Below are 22,860 nucleotides of genomic sequence, written 5' to 3' on the forward strand. Positions count from 1 at the left end.
TTTACCAGCCTGAATTCGACAAACAGTTGTCTGCGAATTCAGGCTGGCGAACACAGCTCACGGCGTCCCTTTGGTGCTATTGGTTCCCGGCACGGCTTGTGAGTTCCTCCATGACGTTGTCGAGGTTGAAGCTGCCGGGTTTTTGTCTAGGCGGAAATTCCTCGAAGCTTTGCAGCCATTGCCCAACGTAGGCGGAGGCCGGAGCTATCGCGAACATATGCTCGAGGAACCAGCGCTGGTATCCCATAGCGTTTTCTTCTTCGGCTCGCTCGAACGGATCGCTGCGGAGGTTTGCCAGCATCGGTGCGCGCAAGACTTCAAACGGTGAGAGCCATACATCAAGCCCATGCGCATTCTGCTTCAGGAATGTCACTTTGTACTGTTCGTATCGCAAGGCGGCGACGCTGCCATCATCCGTCCAATAGATGAACTCGCTGCGCGGCCACTCATCCGTTTCACCTGAGAGCGACGGCAGAAGATTGTAGCCGTCAAGATGGGCCTTGTATTGGCGACCGATCGCTTCAACGCCACCATCGAGCAGCTTTTCTTTGATGTCTGGCTCACCGACCGCAGCCAGAATGGTAGGCAACATATCCGTATGCGATACTACGCCATTGACCTTCGATCCCGGCTCGATGACGCCCGGCCACTTGATGACGGTCGGGACGCGATAGCCACCTTCCCACTGCGTGTTCTTCTCACCGCGGAAGGGTGTCGTACCGCCATCCGGCCACGTGAACGTCTCCGCTCCGTTGTCGGTTGAATACATCACAACGGTGTTGTCGGCGATTCCGAGCTCATCAAGTTTATCAAGCAGTACACCGACATGCCCATCATGCTCGACCATGCCGTCGGGATAAACTCCAAGTCCCGTCACTCCCTCGGACTCTTCCTTCAGATGCGTGAAAATGTGCATCCGGGTGGAGTTCCACCAAAGGAAGAAAGGTTTGTCCTGTTCGACGGCTCTATCCATGAAATCCAGCGCGCTGGCCGTGACTTCTTCGTCAACGGTTTCCATGCGCTTTTTCGTAAGCGGTCCGGTATCCTCGATCGAGCCATCAGCGGTCGACTTGATCACCCCGCGCGGGCCGAAGTTTTCCCTGAAGGCTTCATCCTTGGGGTAGTCAGGGTTTTCGGGCTCTTCTTCTGCGTTGAGATGATAAAGGTTGCCGAAAAACTCATCGAAACCATGGTTTGTGGGTAGGTGCTCGTCACGGTCACCCAAATGGTTTTTGCCGAACTGGCCAGTCATGTAACCATGGTTTTTGAGCAGCCCGGCGATGGTTGGGTCTTCGACGGGCATGCCCTCGGGCGCGCCGGGTAGGCCGACCTTGGTCAAACCCGTGCGGATGGGAGATTGTCCCGTGATAAAGGCTGCTCGTCCTGCGGTGCAGGACTGCTCTCCGTACCAATCAGTAAATAACGCGCCTTCTTTGGCTATGCGGTCGATGTTGGGTGTCTGATACCCCATCATGCCATGGTTGTAGGCACTGATATTCCAGAATCCAATGTCATCTCCCCAAATAATCAGGAAGTTCATGGGGGGATCATCTTGTGCGGAAACGGCTGTGGCGGCTGCAGCAAACAAGGCTGCCAATATTGTTGATCTTGTTTTGTACTTCATTTTCGTCCTCCCAAAATTTTTTGTTAATACCGAGTAACCTATCACAAAACTGGCGGTTTTGTCGGGGCATTTGCGGTATTCAGGATTTCGGGCGGAAACGCGCAAGTGATCCAAGAGACCCAATCGACTTTGATGGCTTTGATTTACGAGCCGGCTGAAACTTTTCTCCGCGCTTCAAGGCGTGGTTGATAAAGACGAGTTACGTCGAGTCTCGGAGCCACGCCAATGCGGTTTCTGGAGCACTTCTTCTGCTTTTGGAGCAAAGAACGGCCTGCTGAACGTTTTTTGGTGTGTGTTCAGTAAGTCTGTCGGTCGTTCCGGCACATTCGATCCCGTGCGTTGGCGACCGAAAAGCGCCGCGCACCGTTGATCAACCCGGCCGTCGGTGCTGCTGCCGTCTATCCTTTAGCCTATCGCCGGCTTCGGAACATGGGTGTTTGGATTCCTTGACAACCGCAGCATCGCGACCTGCGTGCCTCCGCCCCCTTGCCGTCGGAACGCCCAAACCTGCTGCGGGATATAATCCGCTGAAACCGATTTCAGCGGATCAAGGGGCAATGGTCAGTTGGTGATTTCTTGCACCTTCATGACCAGTTCGTTCCAGTTTCGCTGGTTTTCGATATCATGCTCGAGCCCTTGTTCATCGGCAATTCGAAAGCGTTTGACCGCCGGCGTCTTGCTAGTCGCCTGGTACAGCCAATAGGCCTCGGCTCTCAACGCCTCGGAAATAGGTTTGTCGATGGATTCGTAGACCATCTGCTTGCACGCGTTGATGGATTCGGCGGGGAACTGGGCAATGCGCCTGGCCAGAGCATCGACATAGGGACCGATCTCGTCGGAATCCAGCGCCTTGTTGATGGTGCCCATGCGCTCGGCATCGTCGGCATCGTAGTCCTGCGCACTCAGGATGATTTCCAATGCCCGGCCAAGTCCGGTTTGGCGCGCCATGCGAGAAGCTCCGCCGCCGCAGGGCAGGATACCCATGCCAACTTCCATCTGCATGAACTTGAACCGTCCACGTGCTGCAAAACGCATATCCAGCGCGAGTGCGAGTTCGTGTCCGCCGCCACGGGCGAAGCCTTCAAGCTTTGCGATTGTTGCCTGCGGGACCTTGCTCAGCCGTTCGCACACGGACTGCAGGTCCAGCAACTGGGCGTCTTCACGCGAGACGGCTTCGGTCGAAAGATCCTTGAGCAACTCGGTATCGTAATGACAGAGCCAGATTTCGGGGTTCGCCGACTGGAAGATCACCACTTTGGTTTCCCGGTCCCGCTCCAGCCGCATCGCAAGGCTGTTGAGGTCGGCCAGCATCTCCTGGCCCTGAACATTGACCGCTCCGAAGTTGAACGTCACGGTGGCAATTGCATTCTCGACCGCGACGTCGAAGGTCTGGAAATTTTCGTATTTCATTGGACAGTCCTCTCCTGTTCTCGCCATCAAAGATGCGAGGGTTTGCATGGATTTGCAGGGCGCGGGAGTGCGCCCGGCTCAGCCGCAGTGGCGGATAGTGTCTTGAATGGCCTTCATGACGTCGGCTGCGTGTTCGGACTTCAGCGCCGCGGGGTGCGGGTCTGCAAAGGTACCGCCGTCATTGTCGAAATAGGCGCCCGACGCCTGCGCGAACCGATCGCTAAGTGCGGCGTCGATCAGGATGTCGGCGCCGATGTTGAGGTCGTTGCCGGCGACTCCGAAACCGTCCTTGACCATTTTGGACGCCAGCAACGAACCCGGATTGACCGCGATCAACGCCGGTCCATCGGGCAGGGCGCGGGCCTGTTCGCGCGTCCATATCGTGATTGCCAACTTGCTTTGCGCATATGCGCCCATATCGGCCAACCGCGTTCTGCCGGTCAAAGCATCCACATCCACAGGGGCCTGGGCGGCCGAGGAAAGGTTCACGACGCGGCCAGTTTTGGGAATGATCGGAAGCAGAAGTTCGGTCAGCAGATAGGGCGCGAACGTGTTGACGACGAAGCGGATATCGAGACCGTTTTCGAGAGTGGTCTGCGGAGCCTTCAGGACGCCGGCGTTGTTGATCAGCACATCCAGCCGGTCGTGATTGGACCGGATGGCCTCCGCCAAAGACCTCACGGCTGATAGGTCGGACAAATCGGCGCTGTAGGTTTCCGGCTGCCCTCCAACCTCCTGGGCGGCTGCTTCCAGCTTTGCAGTGTTCCGTCCGTGCAACAGAATACGGTGACCGTCAGCCGCCAGTTTCTTGGCGGTGAGGAGTCCGATACCATCGGTTGCGCCAGTGATCAGAATGGTTTTGGTCATGCGATCCGTTCCTTATGAAAATTCCGGCAAGATCGTATCCGCCAGGCGTTTGAGTGTCGGTTCGATGGCGGCCTGGTTGAAGCGCAGATTCAGGGCGACGTGATTCATCCCGATCTCACGTATTTCAGCCAAGTAGCGGCGCAGGAAATTCGAACCCGACTGGAACCCCAGATGTATGGGACGTGCGGGGGCATTCGGGTCTTCCAGCAAGTCGACATAGAGCGACTGCATCACCGGTTTGTCCGGTTGCCCCAGTGCTTTCAGACGGTTCCGGTAATCGGCCACCGCGCGCCCCTGTGATGCCGCGTCGCGCGGATAGGTCATCCATCCATCGCCGTTTTCAGCCACCCAATCCGGGGATTGTCGACTGCCGCCCGTGATCAACAGCGGCAGGCGCGATCCCGAGGGTTTTGGCAGAAGGTCAATTTCGCCGGGCAGATGCCCCTGCAGGCTTTCATGCTTGGGATAGGGTGTTGCCGTCGCACGGATATAGTCGACACTGTCGCGGAACCGCTCACCTCGATCGGGGAAGGATTGACGCATTGCCGGATACTCTTCCGGTCGATCGCCGGACGCCACACCCAACAGCAGACGGCCATCGGACAATACATCCGCCGACGCGGCTGCCTTTGCCACATGGGCCGGATGGCGCAGGGGCAAAACGATGCTGGCGGTCCCCAGGGCAATGCGATCCGTCGCGGTCGCTAGCGCACCCAGATAGACGAACGGGTCAAAGATCTGGCCGGGGTCCCCGAAACTTGGAACATTGAACGGCACGTCGCGCAGCCAAAGCGCGGCAAAGCCCAGAGACTCGGCCAATTGCGCGGCCTTCATGTGGCCCTTCATCGTCGGCTCGGATCCCACCGGGTAGGCCTCAAGCGGCAATACCAGCCCTAGCGTCAGCTGATCCGGTCGAAATACCTGACCATAGGCCTTGTTGATCGGGGCAAAGGACAGGTTTTGGTTTTTGTCCAACATGATGGTTCCTTGGTCAGTACCGCACCAAAGTGCGGGTCTCGATGCTCTTCCGGATGGTGTTGACGGTCGGGTCCTCGACCATATCGAGCGCGCTGTGCGCGACGGAAGGCAACCCCCGATTGTCGTAGATGTTGAAAATCGCGATTTCATCCGGGCTCATTCGAGACAGATAGACCCAGTCATGCCGTGCATTCCCGACAAGCCCCATGATCTGCCCTTTGCGGTCAGGATAGATCAGGTCAAGCAGGATCCAGTCTTTGGGGTCGACGGACGAAGGACGGACGAATCCAAGCGGCGCGCTGTTGATCGGGTGATCGACCGGCCGCCAGAGATTGACAAAGGCATAGTGCCCTTTGCTCCACTCGGCCGCCCGCTCGGCGCCTAGCAAATCCTCCAGCCGTTGCCGAGCGCCGTCCGCGCTGTAATCGCTGTGGACATTGCGCGCCGGCTTGCGCGCCGCCTTTGGGTTGTCCACGCGCAAGGTATGGTCAAAGATCACGACCTCGCGAACGCCGATCTTTGTGGTCAGCAGTTGAGTGAGCTCGTGTTCGTAGGGCCGTTTCCACTGATCCCCGGAAAAATCGCGGATGGCACTGGGCGCATTCAGAAACTCGACACCGTCGGGGTCAAAGCGCAGGGGTTGCCCCGATGTCCGCGTATCAGTCAGGCTCACTTGTGTCGGCAACAGTTCGGGCGAAATCAGGTTGCCGACAATGCCGCCGGCGTCCAGTTGGAACGCCTGCCGTTCAGGTTTGTGAACGTGATAGTTTACGATACCGGTTCGTTGCATCTGTACCCTCACTGAATTGCGGATGACGCAGCCCCTGGCTTTTTCGACGTTGGCTCAGAACCAGTTCACGGTTTCGGCCATCGGGCGGCGGGTCTTGGGGAATTGCGGATCACTGGCGCGATACCCAAAGGCAAACATCACCGCGGGTTTCCATTTCGATGTATCCATCCCGAAATGCTCGGCCAGAGTCTGGGTGGTGAGTTCCAGGTCAAACCCTTCGATGGGGCAGGAATCGACACCCATCAAAGCAGCGGTCGTCATCATGTTGGCCAGAACGATATAGGCCTGTTTGCCGGACCAGTCGGTGATCTCGCGTTCAGTGGTGATGCGATGGTCGGTTGACTGGAACTTGTCATACGCACCGTTGAACAATTCGATGACGTCCTCGGGCAGTTGTTTGACCTTGCGATAGTGGTCCTGCAGATAATCAGACCCAGCGGTCATGGTTGCCGCAGTGCTGGCCAGAATGATGCCAAAGTGGCTGGCTGTCCCCAGCTGGCCGGAGCTGCCGTTCATCATGCCATTGGCGCCCCAGGAAAACTCGCGCAAAAGCTCGCGTTTGTCGGGCGATTGGATGACAAGAATCTTGAATGGCTCGTGCCCGAAAGAGGTGGGCGACAGGAGGCCAGCTTCAAGAATGGTTTCGAAATCGGCGTCGCTGATCTTGCGGTCGGGATCAAAGACCTTTGTCGCGTGCCGGAAATTGAAGGCTTCGAGGATCTGAGACTGAACGTTCGGGCGAACGGACATTTGTGGCTCCATTTGGTTTGTCTTCCGTGGAGCCAGAAATATCACTTGCAGAATCCGATGAAACGGCGGATATCAGGTTTCAGTTTTCGGATTTTGCGTATAATAAGCTAATGGACACACAAGCGCTTCGTCTTTTCGTGCTTGCAGCGGACAAGCTGAACATATCGGCCGCCGGGCGCGAACTGGGTTTGGTGCCCGCAGTCTCCAGCGCCCGACTTGCCAAGCTGGAGCATCATCTGGGTGTCGAGTTGCTTCACCGCTCGACCCGGAAAGTATCGTTGTCTCTGGAGGGCGCCGAGTTTCTACCTTATGCGCGCGAGATTCTGGCGCAGGAGACTGCGGCCCTGGCCGCCTTGGGGCAGGGGTCGGCCCAAGCCACCGGCACACTGCGGTTTACTGCGCCCAGCACATTTGCCCAGCTCTATATCGCTCCGATCCTTGCAAGGTTTCAGGAACAGCATCCGGGTGTGACCCTGGACCTGCGACTGTCGGATGCTCAGTTTGATCTGATCGAAGGCAGCTATGATCTTGCTTTGCGGAACGCACCGCTGATCGATACCAGCCTCAAGGGGCGCAAGCTGGCGGATGACAAACGCATCCTGTGCGCGGCACCGGATTACCTGTCGGCCCACGGAGAACCCGAGACGCCGGATGATCTGGTGCATCATCGGCTGATCGCATTTCGCCACACCCGGGCCCGGGCGCTGAAAACTGCCCGGGGAGCTGTCGCAAGTTTCGATCCCGGAGCCACGAAATGTCCATTGATCATGGATGACGGTCTCAGCCAGAAGCTGGCCACGGTGGCAGGGGCGGGGATCTCGATGAACTCACTGTGGAGCGTTCAGGAGGAGCTTGCCTCGGGCAAGTTGCGTCATGTCCTTCCCGAATATGAGGCGGCGGAAGACAACGTGCTGTGGCTGATCTATCCCAAGTCGAACGTATTGTCGCCAAAGGTGCGGGTCTTCATGGATTTTCTGATCACCGAGATCGGCGTGAAGCCTCCGTGGGAAAGATCATTGGACTGACTGATTGCGTCCAGTTGCTTCGGGCCAGCGCAGCAAAGGCCCGATTAGCCGTTCTGAAAGTAGAACGACAGCTTCCGGCTGACCCCGCCCGGAGGTCTCGGGAAGGGCGATGCGCGGCGGACCTGTTCCTTGGCGGCCCTGTCGACCTCGGTCGAGCCGGAACTGTCGATAATATCGACCCAGGCCAGTGTTCCGTCCGGATTGATTTCAAAGAAGACTTTGGCAAAGCCGCGAACCGAGACATAGACCGGCGGAGTTCTGTTGAGGTGGACAAGAACCTGCCCGGCGTAATTGGTGACATTCGAGTTTCCCGGGCCTCGACCGCCGGACTGATTGGAATTGCTCCCTCGGGTGAAGGCATCGACCCCCTGTCGGCGATAGGTCGTCAGCGGTGAGTCGATCTGCTTGTTGGGAAATCGCAGGTTGTCAAAACTGTCCAGCCGGCTGGCCCTTTGGTCGGGTACCGGGGCCGGAGCAGGGGGCCGGTCCGGAAGGCGCGGGCGGATCGATGTTGCAACCGCCAGATCCGAGACGCCGTCTTCGGTGTCGCTTTCGACCGGTTGCTGCTCCTCCGCCGGCACTGAGGGGTCCGGGATCGGCGAGGGGGCCGGCAGGGCTGCCAGTTGCTCTGGTTCCGAAACCGGGTCCTCTATGGGTTCGACCGGTGCTTCGGGCGCCGCTGCGGACTGCGTTTCGGCTTGGACGGGGGGTGTTTCATCCACCTCATCGGCGGCCTGCCGATCACTTTCGGCCGAGTCCGCCGGCTCAACGATTTCCGGAACGGGCTGATCAGGCTGCACCGGGTTGGTTTGTCCGATATCAGGCGAGTTGACCTTTTGCGGATCCGACGAAGCGACCAGTGTTTCGCTGACGGGTATTTCGGCCCGGTCCGGCTCTGTCGGCTGTTCGACATCGGGCTCGGGCTCTTCTGCGGGGGTTGGCGGCTCCGGCGGGGTCGCGGTTTCCGCCAGATCCTCGAACGCATTGCCCAAGGCAACCGTGTCCGGTTGCGGTCCGGCCGTCGCAGGGTCCGCAGAATCCCGCGCGGCTGGCAGCAGCAGGAAAAGGTGGAGCAGCACCGAAAGCACAAGGGCCAGCGCCGCGACAAACAGAGATTCCCGGATCATTCGAGCGCCCGTTCGGTCACCGCAAAGACTGCGGTGGCGCCGAGACGGCGCAAGGCGCCGGTGACTTCGATCAGGCGTGCCCCGGAAACGTTCCGGTCAGGCACGATCCGCACGGCTTCTTCCCCCCGGCCGGTCATGTAGGTCTGCGGATCCGTCGGAGTCCCGCGAAAGCTGAGCGTCCCGTCAGCGTGAAGAACCAGTGCATCGGGTGGTTCGCGGCCATCCAGATCGGATGTGTTGACCAGTTCCAAGTCCGGGTCCAACGGTTGAGCAACGGTTCCGGCGATCAAAAAGAAGATCAGCATCAGAAAGACCACGTTGATCAACGGGATGGTCGAGTCGCGCTTGCGGCTTGGGCGGTCGTGGCGGATCATGGGGTCACTCCAGAACCGTTACCGACAGACCGTCGAGGCCGCGCAATTTCACCAGAAAGTCAACAAGCCGTTGGGCGTTGACGTCGCCGTCAAGACTGACCAGCACCTGCCCGGGCTGCAGTGCCTGTGCCAATTCATCCAGCGAGAGCGGTGCTCCGTTCAGCACCACGCGGTTCGCCCCCAATTGCACAAATGCGCGATCCGACGGGGCGCTGGGCTCTGATGGGCCCGCGGCTGCGCTGCTGAGTTGAATTTCTCCGAATGTCGAAAAGGTCGACGTTAGCATGAAGAACAGCAAAAGCAGAAAAATCACGTCGATGAGCGGTGTCATCGACATGGCGCGCCGAACAAATGGGGCCGCGTTACGCATGTCCCGGCGCGGCGACAAACGCGGTGCTTGTCGTTGCTGTAGGCAGCGCCTGGGTCGGTACGAGAATCGTGCGCAAGGCCTTGTCTGCGAACACCCGCTCGCGCGCGGTGCGGCTTTCGAACCAGGACAGGACCATGGATGTGGGCATCGCAACCGCCAGACCCACCGCCGTCGTCACCAGCGCAACCCAGATCCCACCAGCCAGCAGCGACGGATCCACGCCGGCCCCGGCCGTCTGCAGGCTTTGGAACGCTTCGATCATGCCCAGAACCGTGCCGAACAACCCCAGCAAGGGGGCCAGCTGCGCGACCGTATCCAAAAGCCGGAAACCGCGCTCGAGCCCTGCCAACGCCAGTCCGGCTTCGGCGTCCAGCCGTTCGTCCAGCCCCGCCGTATCCGAGGCGTTCATTGCCGCACCCACGATCGGGGCAAGGTAGCTACTGCTGGCGGCCAGACGCTCGCGCGCAGTGTCGTGGTCTCCGGCATCCCAGGCCGCCAATGCCTGGGACAGCACCCTATGGCGGCCGACGCCACAGGCCGCAAACTGCCAGAGCTTGTAGATCGATACCGCCACGGTCAGGATCGACATCACAAGAAGGATCGCCACTACTGGCCCGCCCAATGCAAGGATCTGGCCAAGCGCGTTGAAGATGTTCATCCCAAAAGCTCCATTTCCAAGCGGCTGGTCACCGACAGGGCCGAATTGCAAAGATCACTCTCGGAACCGCCTGTTACGCAGGAACTGGCTCCGTTTATCAGAACGCGCCCGACCGTTGCGCATGGTCTGTCAGGCAGGTCGAACTGGCGCACACGCGGGCGGTCCTGCGGCAAATCCCGAAAATCGAACAATGACAGTTTGATCACCGAACCCTGCGTGTCGAAGATCACGGTTTCGAAAACGGCTTTGTCGATCGCCTGTCCGGTTTCGTTGGTGATCAGAAATGACAGCCGACAGGCCTGCCCTACATCCTGCGCCGCGTTGAGTTCCAGTGACAACCCTGCGCCATCGGCGTCAGATGATTGCGCACTGGCCGCAAAGGGGAGGGCTGAACATGCGATAAGGGCGGGTAAAAGGTGACGCAGTTTCAATGATAGAACCTCATTCTGAACACGTGGTACCTGCAGCCCGCCAAACAGTGCTGGCGCCGTGTCTGTGATATCTTAGACCGTCTGTACGGGGAAGGGTTGGCGGGGGCTTTGTGATCGTTCGTCAGGCGAAACCTCGCCAATACTCTTGGAGGTTCGCGGCTGTCGCTCAGGTTTCGACAAGATATCTGTCCGACAGAGGCAGGCTGGCTGCCCCCAGGGCGCGGGCATCCGGACCCACCGACCCGGCCAGAACCGAGGGCTGCTCGAGCCCGGTAAAGTTCAACCGGGAGAGATGCGTCTCGACACGTTCGATCAAGCGCGCGGTAACGCTCTCGGGCATCCAGCCGTCGATTTTCACCGTTTCAAAGTCGATCAGGCTGCAGGAAGACAGGATCGCATAGGCCAGACCTTTCGCGGCCTCGTCCATCCATGCTTCGAGAAGCGTGTCCGGCATGTCCCAATGGTCCGGGGTCTCCCACATGTGGAAGGGATCCAGCCCTGCGGCGACAAGCTTCTGCTCAAGCACGCACAGGCTGGCGACATCGATCAGGGGTTTGACTTCGCCCGAGCCGACGGGAACCGGCAACGGACCCAAGGCGCCTGCATTCCCGCGCCCGGAAAAAATGACGCCGTTCAGGACGACTCCCCCGCCAATGAAGTACCCCATGTAGAAATACAGAAAGTTCCGCGGCCTTTCGGATGGCCCGAACACCAACTCTGCCCCGCAAGCCGCGGTAGCATCATTCTGCAAATAGACGGGGATGTCTCGCGCTTGGGAAAGACTGGCTTGCAGATCGGCTGAGCGCCATGGATCCATCCTTTCTTGTGGGACATTCAGGGTCTGCGCCCAATCCCAGAGATAGAAGGGCATCGCAATGCCCAACCCGGCAACCCGGTCACGCGATGCTTCCGGCATCTGGTGCATCATCCGGTCCAATGTGCCCGTGGCGAAATCCAATGTCGCACCGGGGGTGGGATAGTCATAGGTCTCTCGCGCGCGATCCCGTACTTTGCCCAGGAAATCGGTCAATACCAGCTCGGTGCTGCGGCGGCCGACCTTCAGCCCCAGAAAATAGGCCCCATCCGGATTCAGGCGCATTGGCACGGAGGGTTGCCCAACCTTGCCACGTTGTGGCTCGCCCCGCAGCAGCAACCCATCGCTTTCCAGTTGGCGCATGATCACCGACACAGTCTGCGCCGACAATCCGGTCATGCGGGCCAGCTCCGATTTGGCGAGCGCTTGGTGCCGGCGAACCAGCGACAGCACCAGTCGCTCGTTGTGGGCGCGCATGCCACTTTGGTTCGTCCCGCGCACGGTCGAAACACGCTCGGGCGGATTGCTCTGCGCTGATTGTTCCTCGGGCACGGGCCGCTCCTCCTTCAGTCAAGAATGTGGATGCGCCTACCCAGTGTCAATAATAAATAAGAGTGATTTATTTATTGACAGAACCCGAGAATCACCGGATGGTTTTACACATGGGAGCCGGCAGAATTCCGTTCGGATTCCTTAGATGCCCGTCGGGTATCGGAGATATTGGGAGGAAAAGCCTTGAAGATTTCAGCATTTGCCGGCGCGACCGCGCTGGCCTTTACAGCCATGGCAGGCGCTGCCGCCGCGCAGGACACGGTCTGCCTGATCACCAAAACCGACACCAACCCCTTCTTCGTGAAGATGAAAGAGGGGGCCACCGCCAAGGCCGAAGAGCTGGGCATGACGCTCAAGGCGTTTGCCGGCAAGATCGACGGCGACCATGAGACACAGGTGCAGGCGATCGAGACCTGCATTCTGGACGGCGCCAAGGGTATCCTGTTGACCGCATCCGATACCTCGTCGATCGTTCCGGCCGTCCAGCAGGCGCGCGACGCCGGTGTTCTGGTCATCGCGCTGGATACACCGCTCGAACCGATCGACTCGGCGGACGCGACTTTCGCAACCGACAACTTTCTGGCGGGCGAGCTGATCGGCAAATGGGCCGCGGCCACGCTGGGAGACGAAGCCCAGAATGCGAAGATCGCGATGTTGGATCTGGCAGTCAGCCAGCCCTCGGTCGGGGTGCTGCGCGATCAGGGCTTCCTGCAGGGGTTCGGCATCGACCTGGGCGACCCGAACAAATGGGGCGACGAAACCGACCCGCGCATCGTGGGCCATGACGTCACCGCCGGGAACGAAGAGGGTGGCCGCAAAGCCATGGAGAACCTTCTGGCCAAGGACCCGATGGTCAACGTGGTCTATACGATCAACGAACCCGCCGCCGCGGGTGCGTATGAGGCGCTCAAGGCCATCGGCCGCGAAAACGACGTGCTGATCGTCTCGGTCGACGGCGGCTGCCCCGGTGTGCAGAACGTGGCCGACGGTGTGATCGGTGCGACCTCGCAGCAATACCCGCTGCTGATGGCGTCGCTTGGCGTCGAGGCGGTCAAGAAATGGGCCGACGAGGGCGTGAAGCCCGAGAACACACCCGGCAAGGACTTCTATGACACCGGTGTTGCGCTGGTGACGGACAAGCCGGCCGATGGCGTCGAGTCGATCTCGGTCAAAGAGGGCATGGACCTCTGCTGGGGCTGATCTGAACCCTTCAGGGGCCGCAGCGCGCGGCCCCTGAATTGAACCACGACCTCACCCGAAATTTTGCTAGAGTCGCCCCAAGACGGGAGCTTGACGCATGGGGGAACCTCACTGATGTCCGACACATCGAGACAGTCCGACGACTTCGAAGCCGCGGCCAAAGGCAGCCCGGAACAAGTTGCCGAATTCGAAGATCACCACCGCGGGTTCATGGGGACAGTCCAACACTTTCTGCATGTGAACCCGTCGCTGGTGCCGCTGATCGTTCTGGTCGCGGCGATCCTGATTTTCGGCGCCTTGCTTGGGGCCAAGTTCTTTTCGCCATTCGCACTGACCCTGATCCTGCAACAGGTGCAGATCGTCGGCATCGTCGCCGCCGCCCAGAGTCTTGTGATCCTGACCGCCGGGATCGATCTTAGCGTGGGCGCGATCATGGTCATGTCCTCGGTGGTGATGGGCCAGTTCACCTTCCGCTATGGTCTGCCGCCCACGGTGGCGATCCTGTGCGGTCTGGCCATCGGGACCGCCATCGGCGCGGTGAACGGGTTCCTGGTCAGCCGGGTCAAGCTGCCACCCTTCATCGTGACGCTGGGCATGTGGCAGATCGTACTGGCCGCCAACTTCCTGTATTCACAGAATGAAACCATCCGGTCGCAGGAAATCGAGGCCAACGCCCCGATCCTTCAGCTGTTCGGCGCCAAGTTCAATGTCGGCGGGGCGGTGTTCACGGTCGGGGTGATCTTCATGTTGGTGCTGATCCTGGTGCTGGCCTATGCGCTGCGGCATACCGCGTGGGGGCGCCATGTCTATGCCGTGGGCGACGACCCCGAGGCGGCCGAGCTGTCGGGCGTGAATGTGCATCGCACGCTGATGTCGGTCTACATGCTGTCGGGGCTGATCTGCGCCTTTGCCGGCTGGGCGCTGATCGGGCGCATCGGCTCGGTCTCGCCCACCTCGGGGCAGTTGGCCAACATCGAAAGCATCACCGCCGTCGTGATCGGAGGCATTTCATTGTTCGGGGGGCGCGGATCGATCCTGGGCTCGTTGTTTGGGGCGCTGATCGTTGGCGTGTTTACCCTCGGACTGCGGTTGTTGGGCGCGGATGCGCAGTGGACTTTCCTTCTTATCGGCATGCTGATCATCGCCGCCGTGGCCGTGGACCAGTGGATCAGAAAGGTAGCAGCGTGATGGAACCCATTCTTAAAGGGCGCAACCTAGTCAAACGCTATGGCAAGGTCACGGCGCTGGATCACTGCGATTTCGACCTGATGCCGGGCGAGATCCTGGCCGTCATCGGCGACAACGGGGCGGGTAAATCGACCCTGATCAAGGCGGTCTCCGGTGCCGTCGCCCCGGATGAGGGCGAGATCTGGCTGGAAGGGCTCAAGGTCGATTTCCACTCGCCCATCGACGCGCGCGAAGCCGGGATCGAAACGGTCTACCAGACGCTGGCCATGTCGCCCGCCTTGTCGATCACGGACAACATGTTCATGGGGCGCGAGATCCGGCGCAAGGGACCGTTGGGTTCGGTGTTCCGGATGCTCGACCGTCCGGCGATGGAGAAGTTCGCCCGCGACAAGCTGAACGAACTGGGGCTGATGACGATCCAGAACATCAACCAAGCGGTCGAGACTCTGTCGGGTGGACAGCGTCAGGGTGTGGCCGTGGCCCGGGCGGCGGCGTTCGGGTCCAAAGTCATCATCCTTGATGAACCCACTGCGGCGCTTGGCGTCAAGGAAAGCCGGCGGGTTCTGGAACTGATCCAGGACGTGAAATCGCGTGGCATTCCGATCATTCTGATCAGCCACAACATGCCCCATGTGTTCGAAGTGGCCGACCGCATCCATGTGCATCGGTTGGGCAAGCGGCTCTGCGTGATCGACCCCAAGGACTACACCATGTCCGATGCCGTGGCCTTTATGACGGGCGCCAAAGAGCCCCCGGAACAGGATCGCGCGGCATGACGGCCGAAGGGTCATCGCCACAGGCGCTGGCCGAGCGGATCGCCGACGCCGCAGCCGGGCTGGCGAGCGGCGAAGCGCGCCAGCTTGTCGCCGTGGCCGGGCCGCCGGGTGCGGGGAAATCCACCGTGGCCGCGCTTGCCCAACAGGCGCTGCAGGGGCGCGGCATTCCGACCGGGCTGCTGTCGATGGATGGTTTCCACTATGGCAACCAGATCCTGACGGCACGCGATCTGCTGCCGCGCAAGGGTGCGCCCGAGACATTCGACCTGCCGGGCTTTCACGCCTTGGTGCGCCGCCTTCAGGCCGAAGACGAGGTCGCCGTGCCCGAGTTCGACCGCGTGCTCGACAAGTCCATCGCCGCCTGTTCGTTCGTGACCCGCGACCAGAAGGTGGTGATCGTGGAGGGAAATTATCTCCTGCTGGACGAACCGGGATGGAACGATCTGAGCGATCTGTGGGCGCTGACCGTGTTTCTGGACGTGCCCCTGCCGACGCTCGAGGCGCGGTTGCTGGACCGTTGGATAGGGCTGGGCCTGCCGCGCGACGAAGCCGAGAGCCGAGCCTTCGCCAATGACATTCCCAACGCCCGGCGCGTGGTGCAGAACTCGGGCGCGGCCGACCTGGTGCTGCGTTAGCCCAGCGCCTTGTACATGTAGGTGGTGGGTTCGAACACGGGTTCGAACGGGTTGCGGCAATAGCCGGGAATCTCTCCGGCAGTTTCAAAGCCCAGGCTCTGGTACAGGATGCGCGACGGGTCCGTGCTGCGCGTGTCCAACACCAAAAGGGTTCTGCCCAGTTCGGTGGCGCGCTTTTGCAGGGCGTGCATCAAGGCGCGGCCCAGCCCGCGCCGCCGTGCGTCGGGATGCACCAGCAGCTTGGCCACATCGGCGCGGTGCGGCTGGTTGGGCATCGCAGCCGGAATCAGCTGAACCGTCCCTTGGATGCGTCCGTCGCCATAGGCCACGAAAAGATCCAGCTCTCCGGCTGACAGCGCCGGGCGCACGCGCTCCTGCCAATAGGCGCGCGCGGCGTCATGGGAAAATGGCAGAATGAACCCTATACTGGCGCCGGCATGCACGCAGCCATGCAGGATATCCGCCAGATCCTCCACCGCCTGGTCAAAAGTCGTTTCGGTCAGGCGTGTAATCATATCAGCACCAGGATGTAGCGGGCGCCGCGGGACGCCTCGGTTTCAAAACGGGTCGCGCCTGACAGATGATAACGCAGGCAATCACCCCCGTTCAGCGCATGGGACGTTCCATCAACGGTCAGGGTCAGTGCGCCATCCAGCACGATCAAGTGATGTTCCTGCCCGGGACGAGGCGGTGCGTCATAGGTGATCGTTGTGCCGGGTGGGAGGTGACATTCCAGAACCTCGCCCGTCAGGCCCGCCGAGGGGGGCGACACCGACCGGCGCGTGAACCCGGTTTCGGGGTCGCGCCATTCGATCTGCCGTTCGTAAGGAACCTTGGGGTCGAAGCTGTCCTCGACCATCATCAACAGGCGCGACATAGGCAGCCCGTAGGCTGCGCATAATCGGCCAAGATTCTCGGCCGTCGGGCTGACCTCGGCCTTCTCCATGCGCGACAGGGTGGCCCGGCTGACCCCGCTGGCCTGCGCGAGTTGTTCAAGCGACCAGCCCCGGCTGCGGCGCAGGTCGCTCAGATGGCGCGCGAGGCGGCTGGACAGGTTGTCTAGCATTTCTCATATCCGAGAATCAGTTTCGATAATGAGAAATGTAGCAGAAATAAATCAAATAAAAAGGGGCGCCTGTGCTGCGCCCCTTCAACTGCTCGATATGATGGCGGCTTACTTCCAGCCAACCTCGTTGAAGATCTTCTGGGCCTCGGGGATGTTCTTGGCGACTTCAGACAGGTTCACTTCATCGGCCTTGAATTCACCCAGAGCGGCCACGTTCTCGGCCAGCTCAACACCTTGGACGGCGGGGAATTCATCGTTGCCGTTCGAGAAGTAGACCTGTGCCTGATCGCTGGCGAGGTATTCCAGGAACTTGACCGCATTGTCCTTGTTCGGGGCATGGGCCGCGACGCCCGCACCCGACAGGTTCATGTGTGCGCCTTCGGCATCCTGCGCGGGGAATTGAATTCCGATCATGTCGACGCTGTCCGACAGGCCCTTGACGTCTTTGCGCAGGGCACGTGCAAAGTAGTACGAGTTCGACACGGCGATTTCGCATTCACCGGACACGATTCCACGCAGCTGATCGGTGTCGCCGCCCTGAGGTTCACGCGCCATGTTGGCCACGACGCCCTCGGCCCATTCTTTGGCCTTTTCGGCACCATGATGGGTGATGATCGAGGCCAGCAGGGTCTGGTTGTAGGTGTTGCTGGACGACCGGATGCAAACCAGCCCTTTGTATTCAGGGTCGGCCAGATCCAGGTAGGTGGCCGGCGGGTTGGTCACGTCATTCTTGTCGTAGAAAATGATGCGCGCGCGCTGCGAGAAGCCGAACCACTGGTTGTCTTCGTCCTGCAGGTTGGCGGGGATGCGCTCTTCCAGAACGTCGCTGTCGACCGCCTGCAGCAGGCCGGCGTTTTTGGCCCGCGCCAGGCGCGAGGTGTCCACGGTCAGCAGGATGTCGGCGGGCGAGTTCGCGCCTTCGGCTTCCATCCGCGCGATCAGCTCGTCGGCCTTGCCTTCGATGCGGTTGATCTTGATGCCAGTGGCTTCTTCGAAATCGGTGTAGAGACGCTCGTCGGTGTCGTAGTGGCGCGAGGAGTACAGGTTCAGCTCGCCTTCAGCGGCGGCCGATCCGGCGATCAGGGCCGACAGTGCGGCGGCGATAAAGCTCGTGGTTTTCATCTGTGGATGTCCCGGTTGTCGAATCTCATGAGCGGGGTATTTCCCGACTGATTTGCTCAATTAAACGATTCCGGGCGGGATGCAAGAAAATCCGACAAAATTACTTGGTCTAATTTGCCGCAGCGGTTTTGGGTGCGCCGGCCAGGGTTGGCTAGCGCGGGCGTTGAATTGTCTCGACCGACAAAATGGTCGGCAGATGCCTGGCGATCTCGGTCCAGGTTTCGCCTTCGTCGGCGCTTGCAAACACCGAGCCGCTGTTGGTTCCGAAAAAAACACCCGCAGGGTTGCAACAATCTCCTGCCATCGCCTGGCGCAGAACCGTGAAAAAGCAGCTGGTCTGCGGCAGCCCTTCGCGACAAGCGGTCCAGCTTTGGCCACCATCGGTCGATTTCCAGACCGCCGCCGCCGCATTCGGCGGATACCGTCCGATGCTGTCTCCATTCAGGGGAATGGTCCAGATCGTATCGGGATCGTGGGGATGGACGTGGATTGGGAATCCAAAGGTCGACGGCAACCCGCCGGAGATATCGTCCCAGCTGCGCCCGCCATCGGACGAACGCCAGACGCCATGATGGTTCTGTTGATACAGCAGCCCTTTGGTGCCGGGCGCCCGGACCATGTTGTGTACGCAATGACCGATTTGACCGTCCCGCGGCGCGGCCGGATGGTCGTGCTGCCCGCAACTCTCGGCGTTCGACAGCCGGTTGCGCCGCTCCCACGTAGTGCCGCCGTCTTCCGAGGCGAATACTCCGGCCGCCGATATGCCCACCCACAGCTTTTGCGCATCGTCTGGATCGGAAACGATCGTGTGAAGCACCAAGCCTGCGGCCCCCGGTGACCAGTCTTCGGCTGAGGGGTGATCGGTCAGGCCATTGACCGTTTCCCAGGTCTGCCCAGCATCCGAACTGACCAACAACCGCGCCGGTTTTGCTCCCGCGTACAAGGCGCCGCCTGAATAATGCAGCGACCAGATCTGCGAGAATTCATCGCCGAAAGGTGCTGCTTCCCCGGTCCATCCGATTAACTCGGCAAAGTCGGGATCGTTCGCGGCCCACTCGTCTTGCTGCCCTTGGGTGAGCTTGGTGACCGCCCAGCTCTCACCCCCATCCTCGGAGCGCCAGACGCCGGCTCCGTGCCAGTCGCCGCCACCGCCGGCCCAGAGTGTACCGGTTTCGTCATATCCGACGACGTGGTTGATGGGCCAGCCGCCGCAATGCGGACCCGTAACGCGCCAAGATGCGCGATCCGGGTCTCCGATGATCACGAAGGCACCCTTGGTGGTGCCCACCAGTATGTCGATGCAAGAGTGTTTCATCCGTTTCGCGCTCCCGGCTGTTTTCAACAGCCTAACACGAACGGTCAGTCTCGGCGCGCGGCACAAAAAAACCGCGCCCGGAGGCGCGGTTCTTTGAAACAGCGATTTGCCGTACTCAGCCCTGACGAGCTTTGAACTTGCGCTGCGTCTTGTTGATCACATAGACGCGGCCTTTGCGACGCACAACCCGGCAGTCGCGGTGCCGGTTCTTGAGCGAGCGGAGCGAGTTCTTGACCTTCATGGTCTCTCTCCAATTCTGCGGCGCCTTCATCAAGGACGTGGCCAGCGCCTGGGTTAGCGGGTGCCCCGGGTCAGACCCGAAACAGTGAAACGATGGTGGGCGGTACAAGGATCGAACTTGTGACCCCTTCGATGTCAACGAAGTGCTCTACCGCTGAGCTAACCGCCCACTTTCCCTTTGCGTATCCTGCCCCATAACGAAACGGGGCGCGGATCTCCGCGCCGGTGGAGGGGTCTATAAAAGGAGTCGCGAAGGGGTTCAAGGGGTTTGGTCCAACAATTTTCCGGTCTATGTTATCGGCAAAGAAGGAGAGGCCATGCACAGCGCCGCATACGCTTTGGAAATGCCCGCAGAACGCACGTCGTGCGTTGTTTTTTCTTCGCCACATAGCGGTCGGAACTATGTGCCGGGCTTTCTGGATCGTTCGGTTCTGAACCGCAATGTGATTCGCTCTTCCGAAGATGCCTTTGTCGACCAACTGTTCGCTTCGGCCTCGATCCATGGCGCACCGTTGATTGCGGCACAGATGCCGCGCGCGTTCCTTGACCTCAACCGCAGCGCCGAGGAACTGGATCCTGCGTTGATTCTGGGCGCGCGCCGCCAGGGACACAACCCGCGCGTGGTGTCGGGGTTGGGCGTGATCCCCCGTGTCGTGTCCAACGGTCGCGCAATCTACAGCGGCAAGCTTACGATGGACGAAGCGCGCCTGCGCATCGACACCTATTGGCGCCCCTATCACGCCCGCCTGAAGTCTCTTTTGGCCGAATCGATCGACATGTTCGGACAGGCCATCTTGATCGACTGCCACTCGATGCCGCACGAGGCTGTTGCCATGGCCGGGAACCCCAAGGGGCGCCGTCCCGAGATCGTACTGGGGGATCGGTTTGGTGCCTCGGCATCGGGCGTTATTGTTGATCAGATCGAAGCGGCCTTTTCGTCCGCCGGTCTGACCGTGGCCCGCAACACGCCCTTTGCAGGGGCGTACGTGACCCAAACCTACGGGCGTCCCGCCCGTCATCAGCATGCGATTCAGATCGAGATCGACCGGGCGCTCTACATGAATGAGAACACGATCGAGCCCAACGCCAATTTCCTGGCGTTCAGGGATATTCTGGAAGAAGTCATCGCGGATATCGCCCGAATTGGTTCTCAGCCGGCACGGTTGGCCGCCGAATAAGAAGAGCTACCGCAGCGCTCGGCCCTTCACGATTGCATCAGTTCCATATTTTCGCCGGATCTCGTCGGTCGCACGCTCTGCTTTCGAGCGTTGCGTGGCCCCAGGGTCCAGCAGGTCGCCGGATATGTCGGCCTGATCTTCGGCGCACAGGTCTGACAATCCGCAGCCCAGCAGACGATAGGGGCCTTGATCGCCGACCTGATCGAACAGCCCGCGGGCGGTGCGGTAGATGCGGTCGGCCATCTGTGTCGGATCCCGCAATGAGACCCGGCGGGTCAGCAGTTTGTGGTTGGCCTTCTTGAGCTTCAGCGTCACGACCCGCCCGGCCAGCCCCTTGGCCTTCGCACGGTCGGCCACCTTTTCGGCCATGCGCCAAAGGTGGCCGTCCAGAATGTCGGGGTTGGCGGTGTCCTCGAAAAACGTTGTTTCATTGCTGATCGACTTCATCGGCTCGTGGGCCGAAACGCGCCGCTTGTCCTGCCCTCTGGCCAGGTGCCACAGCCGATAGCCCATCGAACCGAAGCGCGCCGTGAGGGCCTCTTGATCCCATCGCAGCAAGTCCGAGAATGTGCGAATGCCGGCCCGTTCCAGTGACTCCTGCGCAGCCGGTCCGATGCCCCAGATCAACCGCACCGGCTTGTCGTTCAAAAACTCGGCGGTTTCCGCCATGCCGATCACGGAAAACCCGCGCGGTTTGTCCAGATCGGACGCCACCTTGGCCAGAAACTTGTTGTGTGAAAGCCCGATCGAGCCGGTCAGGCCCAATTCGTCTTTCATCCGTTTGACCAGTCGTGCCAGCATCACCGCGGGCGGCGCACCATGCAGCCGCTGGGTGCCTGACAGGTCCATGAACGCCTCGTCCAGTGACAGGGGTTCGATATCCGGTGTCAGTTCGTCCATCATCGCGCGGATCTGTCGTGAGACCTCGACATAGACGGACATGCGCGGTTTGATTACCACTGCATCGGGGCATAGTTTCAGCGCTTGAAACATTGGCATGGCCGAGCGCACGCCGCGAATACGCGCCACATAGCAGGCCGTTGAAACCACGCCACGCCGTCCCCCACCGATGATCACCGGCTTGTCCGCCAGTTCGGGGTTGTCGCGCTTTTCGACCGAGGCATAGAACGCATCGCAATCCATATGGGCGATGGTCAGATCGAACAGCTCTGGATGCCGCAACACCCGCGGGCTGCCGCAGGAGGGGCAGCGCCGTTCGTCGTGAAGACTGGCAAGGCAATCGCGACAGAGAGCGGGCATCATTTCCTTTCCACGGGCACCGTGAATGAGCAGTCTGGCCGAGGTGCCAAAAGTACAACACCGCACGCTGCAGCGCAAAGCGATTGAACGAAAAGGTGGGGCCGACAAGAAGACCCCCCGCAGTTTCGCGGGGGGAGGTAGCGGGCCTCAGGAAGACGCGGCCCGTTGGGGAGTGTCTCTTGATCAGAATCGCCCAAAAATGTCGATTTCGATAGGCCTACGAAGCAGGTCCCAAAACTCGTGTTTTTCATGTGTGTTTTGGGGCACAGAGGCAATTTGGCGCGGCCGCGGCCAAAAGTGACGCAAGGTCAACCGCTTGCGGGCCAAATCGTGCTTCTGGAATGGTGATTTGACGCGACTTGCCCTCGAAATGCTACACCGAACGCAACTCGGCCAGTACGGCGTCGGCTGCAGCTTTGGGGTCGGCGGCCTGATAAATCGGCCGCCCGACCACGATGTGATCGGCCCCCTCATTGATTGCGGCGGCGGGTGTCGCGACGCGTTTCTGATCGCCAAGGTCCGATCCGGACGGCCGCACGCCAGGGGTGACGATCAGTCGGCCTTCGGCCTGGGGCAGGGCGCGGATCAGGGCCGCCTCTTGCGGACTGGCGATCACGCCGTCGGCGCCGGCCTCGAATGCGCGGACCGCGCGTTCCAGAACCATATGCTGCATGTCGCCGGACTTCATCAAACCTGCATCCAGATCGTCACGGTTCAGCGAGGTCAGGATGGTCACCGCCAGGATCTTCAGGTCCTTGCCTGCTGCGCCTTCTTTGGCGGCACGCACCACGTGGGGGTCGCCATGCACGGTGAGGAAATCCAGATCGAATTGCGCCAGCCCCCGCACGGCATTCTCGACCGTGTTGCCGATGTCGAACAGCTTCATGTCCAGAAAGATGCGCTTGCCGTACTCCTGCTTCAACTCGTTTGCCAAGGCCAACCCGCCACCGGTCAGCATGCCCAGACCGATCTTGTAGAACGATACCGCGTCGCCCAGCGTCTCGGCCATTTTCAGCCCTTCCAGCGCGTTGGGTACGTCGAGGGCGACGATCAGGCGGTCATCTGCGGTTTGGGGCAGGGCTTTGGGCATTGTTTCGACCTTTCAGGCTT

At 60.5% G+C, this 22,860-nt stretch carries 25 protein-coding genes and 1 tRNA gene; 6 read left to right on the forward strand and 20 right to left on the reverse strand.

Features of this window, described 5'->3' with window-relative positions:
* Nucleotides 1-76 precede the first annotated feature (76 nt).
* The 6 genes from GOW72_RS18715 to GOW72_RS18740 all read right to left on the reverse strand — a co-directional run bounded on the left by GOW72_RS18715 (nt 77) and on the right by GOW72_RS18740 (nt 6,419).
* A complete protein-coding gene (locus GOW72_RS18715) occupies nt 77-1,624 on the reverse strand; it encodes an arylsulfatase (protein ID WP_170368072.1) in 1,548 nt (515 codons plus the stop codon).
* Between the two features lie 561 nt (nt 1,625-2,185).
* On the reverse strand, nt 2,186-3,034 hold the full coding sequence (locus tag GOW72_RS18720) for an enoyl-CoA hydratase/isomerase family protein (RefSeq protein WP_170368074.1): 849 nt from the start codon (nt 3,032-3,034) through the stop codon (nt 2,186-2,188).
* 78 nt (nt 3,035-3,112) lie between these two features.
* Nucleotides 3,113-3,901 (reverse strand): SDR family NAD(P)-dependent oxidoreductase, encoded by a 789-nt coding sequence (locus GOW72_RS18725; RefSeq protein ID WP_170368075.1) that lies wholly within the window; start codon nt 3,899-3,901, stop codon nt 3,113-3,115.
* A gap of 12 nt (nt 3,902-3,913) precedes the next feature.
* Nucleotides 3,914-4,879, reverse strand: coding sequence for an LLM class oxidoreductase (locus GOW72_RS18730; RefSeq protein ID WP_170368077.1), 966 nt, complete (start codon nt 4,877-4,879; stop codon nt 3,914-3,916).
* Nucleotides 4,880-4,892: 13 nt separating this feature from the next.
* Nucleotides 4,893-5,669, reverse strand: coding sequence for a CmcJ/NvfI family oxidoreductase (locus GOW72_RS18735; protein WP_170368079.1), 777 nt, complete (start codon nt 5,667-5,669; stop codon nt 4,893-4,895).
* Nucleotides 5,670-5,723: 54 nt separating this feature from the next.
* The gene (locus GOW72_RS18740; protein WP_170368081.1) at nt 5,724-6,419 is read right to left on the reverse strand and encodes an NAD(P)H-dependent oxidoreductase; all 696 of its coding nucleotides are present in this window, start codon (nt 6,417-6,419) and stop codon (nt 5,724-5,726) included.
* 110 nt (nt 6,420-6,529) lie between these two features.
* Here GOW72_RS18740 and GOW72_RS18745 point away from each other — a divergent pair, with 110 nt between their 5' ends.
* Nucleotides 6,530-7,444 carry a LysR family transcriptional regulator gene (locus GOW72_RS18745; protein WP_170368084.1) on the forward strand — a complete coding sequence of 305 codons (915 nt, stop codon included), beginning with the start codon at nt 6,530-6,532 and terminating at the stop codon, nt 7,442-7,444.
* A 44-nt stretch (nt 7,445-7,488) separates the two neighbouring features.
* Here the strand turns inward: GOW72_RS18745 and GOW72_RS18750 are convergent, their stop codons facing one another.
* From GOW72_RS18750 to GOW72_RS18775, 6 genes are all read right to left on the reverse strand, one after another.
* A complete protein-coding gene (locus tag GOW72_RS18750) occupies nt 7,489-8,571 on the reverse strand; it encodes an energy transducer TonB family protein (RefSeq protein WP_170368086.1) in 1,083 nt (360 codons plus the stop codon).
* Nucleotides 8,568-8,945, reverse strand: a complete 378-nt coding sequence (locus tag GOW72_RS18755; protein ID WP_170368088.1) for an ExbD/TolR family protein — start codon at nt 8,943-8,945, stop codon at nt 8,568-8,570. Before GOW72_RS18755 ends, GOW72_RS18750 begins: the two co-directional genes overlap by 4 nt.
* Nucleotides 8,946-8,949: 4 nt before the next feature.
* Entirely contained in the window at nt 8,950-9,276 is a 327-nt protein-coding gene (locus GOW72_RS18760; protein ID WP_170343537.1) for an ExbD/TolR family protein, read from the reverse strand.
* Between the two features lie 31 nt (nt 9,277-9,307).
* The gene (locus GOW72_RS18765; RefSeq protein WP_170368090.1) at nt 9,308-9,973 is read right to left on the reverse strand and encodes a MotA/TolQ/ExbB proton channel family protein; all 666 of its coding nucleotides are present in this window, start codon (nt 9,971-9,973) and stop codon (nt 9,308-9,310) included.
* Nucleotides 9,970-10,311 carry a hypothetical protein gene (locus GOW72_RS18770; RefSeq protein ID WP_244952491.1) on the reverse strand — a complete coding sequence of 114 codons (342 nt, stop codon included), beginning with the start codon at nt 10,309-10,311 and terminating at the stop codon, nt 9,970-9,972. Before GOW72_RS18770 ends, GOW72_RS18765 begins: the two co-directional genes overlap by 4 nt.
* A 259-nt stretch (nt 10,312-10,570) precedes the next feature.
* Nucleotides 10,571-11,695, reverse strand: coding sequence for an ROK family transcriptional regulator (locus GOW72_RS18775; protein WP_170368123.1), 1,125 nt, complete (start codon nt 11,693-11,695; stop codon nt 10,571-10,573).
* A gap of 306 nt (nt 11,696-12,001) precedes the next feature.
* Between GOW72_RS18775 and GOW72_RS18780 the strand changes: the two genes are divergently transcribed.
* The 4 genes from GOW72_RS18780 to GOW72_RS18795 all read left to right on the forward strand — a co-directional run bounded on the left by GOW72_RS18780 (nt 12,002) and on the right by GOW72_RS18795 (nt 15,569).
* Nucleotides 12,002-12,970 carry a sugar ABC transporter substrate-binding protein gene (locus GOW72_RS18780; protein ID WP_093965461.1) on the forward strand — a complete coding sequence of 323 codons (969 nt, stop codon included), beginning with the start codon at nt 12,002-12,004 and terminating at the stop codon, nt 12,968-12,970.
* A 114-nt stretch (nt 12,971-13,084) separates the two neighbouring features.
* On the forward strand, nt 13,085-14,158 hold the full coding sequence (locus GOW72_RS18785; protein ID WP_093965462.1) for an ABC transporter permease: 1,074 nt from the start codon (nt 13,085-13,087) through the stop codon (nt 14,156-14,158).
* A complete protein-coding gene (locus tag GOW72_RS18790) occupies nt 14,158-14,934 on the forward strand; it encodes an ATP-binding cassette domain-containing protein (protein WP_170361606.1) in 777 nt (258 codons plus the stop codon). The genes GOW72_RS18785 and GOW72_RS18790 overlap by 1 nt, the downstream gene beginning before the upstream one ends.
* On the forward strand, nt 14,931-15,569 hold the full coding sequence (locus GOW72_RS18795; protein WP_170368094.1) for a nucleoside/nucleotide kinase family protein: 639 nt from the start codon (nt 14,931-14,933) through the stop codon (nt 15,567-15,569). The genes GOW72_RS18790 and GOW72_RS18795 overlap by 4 nt, the downstream gene beginning before the upstream one ends.
* On the opposite strand, the gene GOW72_RS18800 is transcribed toward GOW72_RS18795, so the two are convergent.
* The 6 genes from GOW72_RS18800 to GOW72_RS18825 form a co-directional block, all read right to left on the reverse strand.
* A complete protein-coding gene (locus GOW72_RS18800; protein ID WP_170368096.1) occupies nt 15,566-16,084 on the reverse strand; it encodes a GNAT family N-acetyltransferase in 519 nt (172 codons plus the stop codon). The two genes, GOW72_RS18795 and GOW72_RS18800, sit on opposite strands and share 4 nt — an antisense overlap.
* The gene (locus GOW72_RS18805; protein ID WP_170342880.1) at nt 16,081-16,635 is read right to left on the reverse strand and encodes a helix-turn-helix domain-containing protein; all 555 of its coding nucleotides are present in this window, start codon (nt 16,633-16,635) and stop codon (nt 16,081-16,083) included. The genes GOW72_RS18800 and GOW72_RS18805 overlap by 4 nt, the downstream gene beginning before the upstream one ends.
* 108 nt (nt 16,636-16,743) lie before the next feature.
* The gene (locus GOW72_RS18810; RefSeq protein WP_170368099.1) at nt 16,744-17,757 is read right to left on the reverse strand and encodes a Fe(3+) ABC transporter substrate-binding protein; all 1,014 of its coding nucleotides are present in this window, start codon (nt 17,755-17,757) and stop codon (nt 16,744-16,746) included.
* A 151-nt stretch (nt 17,758-17,908) separates the two neighbouring features.
* Entirely contained in the window at nt 17,909-19,072 is a 1,164-nt protein-coding gene (locus GOW72_RS18815) for a WD40/YVTN/BNR-like repeat-containing protein (protein ID WP_170368101.1), read from the reverse strand.
* A gap of 115 nt (nt 19,073-19,187) precedes the next feature.
* Nucleotides 19,188-19,313 carry a type B 50S ribosomal protein L36 gene (gene ykgO / locus GOW72_RS18820; protein ID WP_005648635.1) on the reverse strand — a complete coding sequence of 42 codons (126 nt, stop codon included), beginning with the start codon at nt 19,311-19,313 and terminating at the stop codon, nt 19,188-19,190.
* Nucleotides 19,314-19,406: 93 nt separating this feature from the next.
* Nucleotides 19,407-19,481, reverse strand: a tRNA-Val gene (locus GOW72_RS18825).
* Nucleotides 19,482-19,629: 148 nt separating this feature from the next.
* Between GOW72_RS18825 and GOW72_RS18830 the strand changes: the two genes are divergently transcribed.
* Entirely contained in the window at nt 19,630-20,490 is an 861-nt protein-coding gene (locus tag GOW72_RS18830; protein WP_170368103.1) for an N-formylglutamate amidohydrolase, read from the forward strand.
* A gap of 6 nt (nt 20,491-20,496) precedes the next feature.
* On the opposite strand, the gene GOW72_RS18835 is transcribed toward GOW72_RS18830, so the two are convergent.
* Both GOW72_RS18835 and pyrF read right to left on the reverse strand, forming a co-directional pair.
* Nucleotides 20,497-21,750, reverse strand: a complete 1,254-nt coding sequence (locus GOW72_RS18835; RefSeq protein ID WP_170368105.1) for a DNA polymerase IV — start codon at nt 21,748-21,750, stop codon at nt 20,497-20,499.
* Between the two features lie 373 nt (nt 21,751-22,123).
* Nucleotides 22,124-22,840, reverse strand: coding sequence for an orotidine-5'-phosphate decarboxylase (gene pyrF / locus GOW72_RS18840; RefSeq protein ID WP_170368107.1), 717 nt, complete (start codon nt 22,838-22,840; stop codon nt 22,124-22,126).
* Between the last annotated feature and the right edge of the window lie 20 nt (nt 22,841-22,860).

It is taken from the genome of Ruegeria arenilitoris (assembly GCF_013032855.1).
Lineage (GTDB): Bacteria > Pseudomonadota > Alphaproteobacteria > Rhodobacterales > Rhodobacteraceae > Ruegeria > Ruegeria arenilitoris.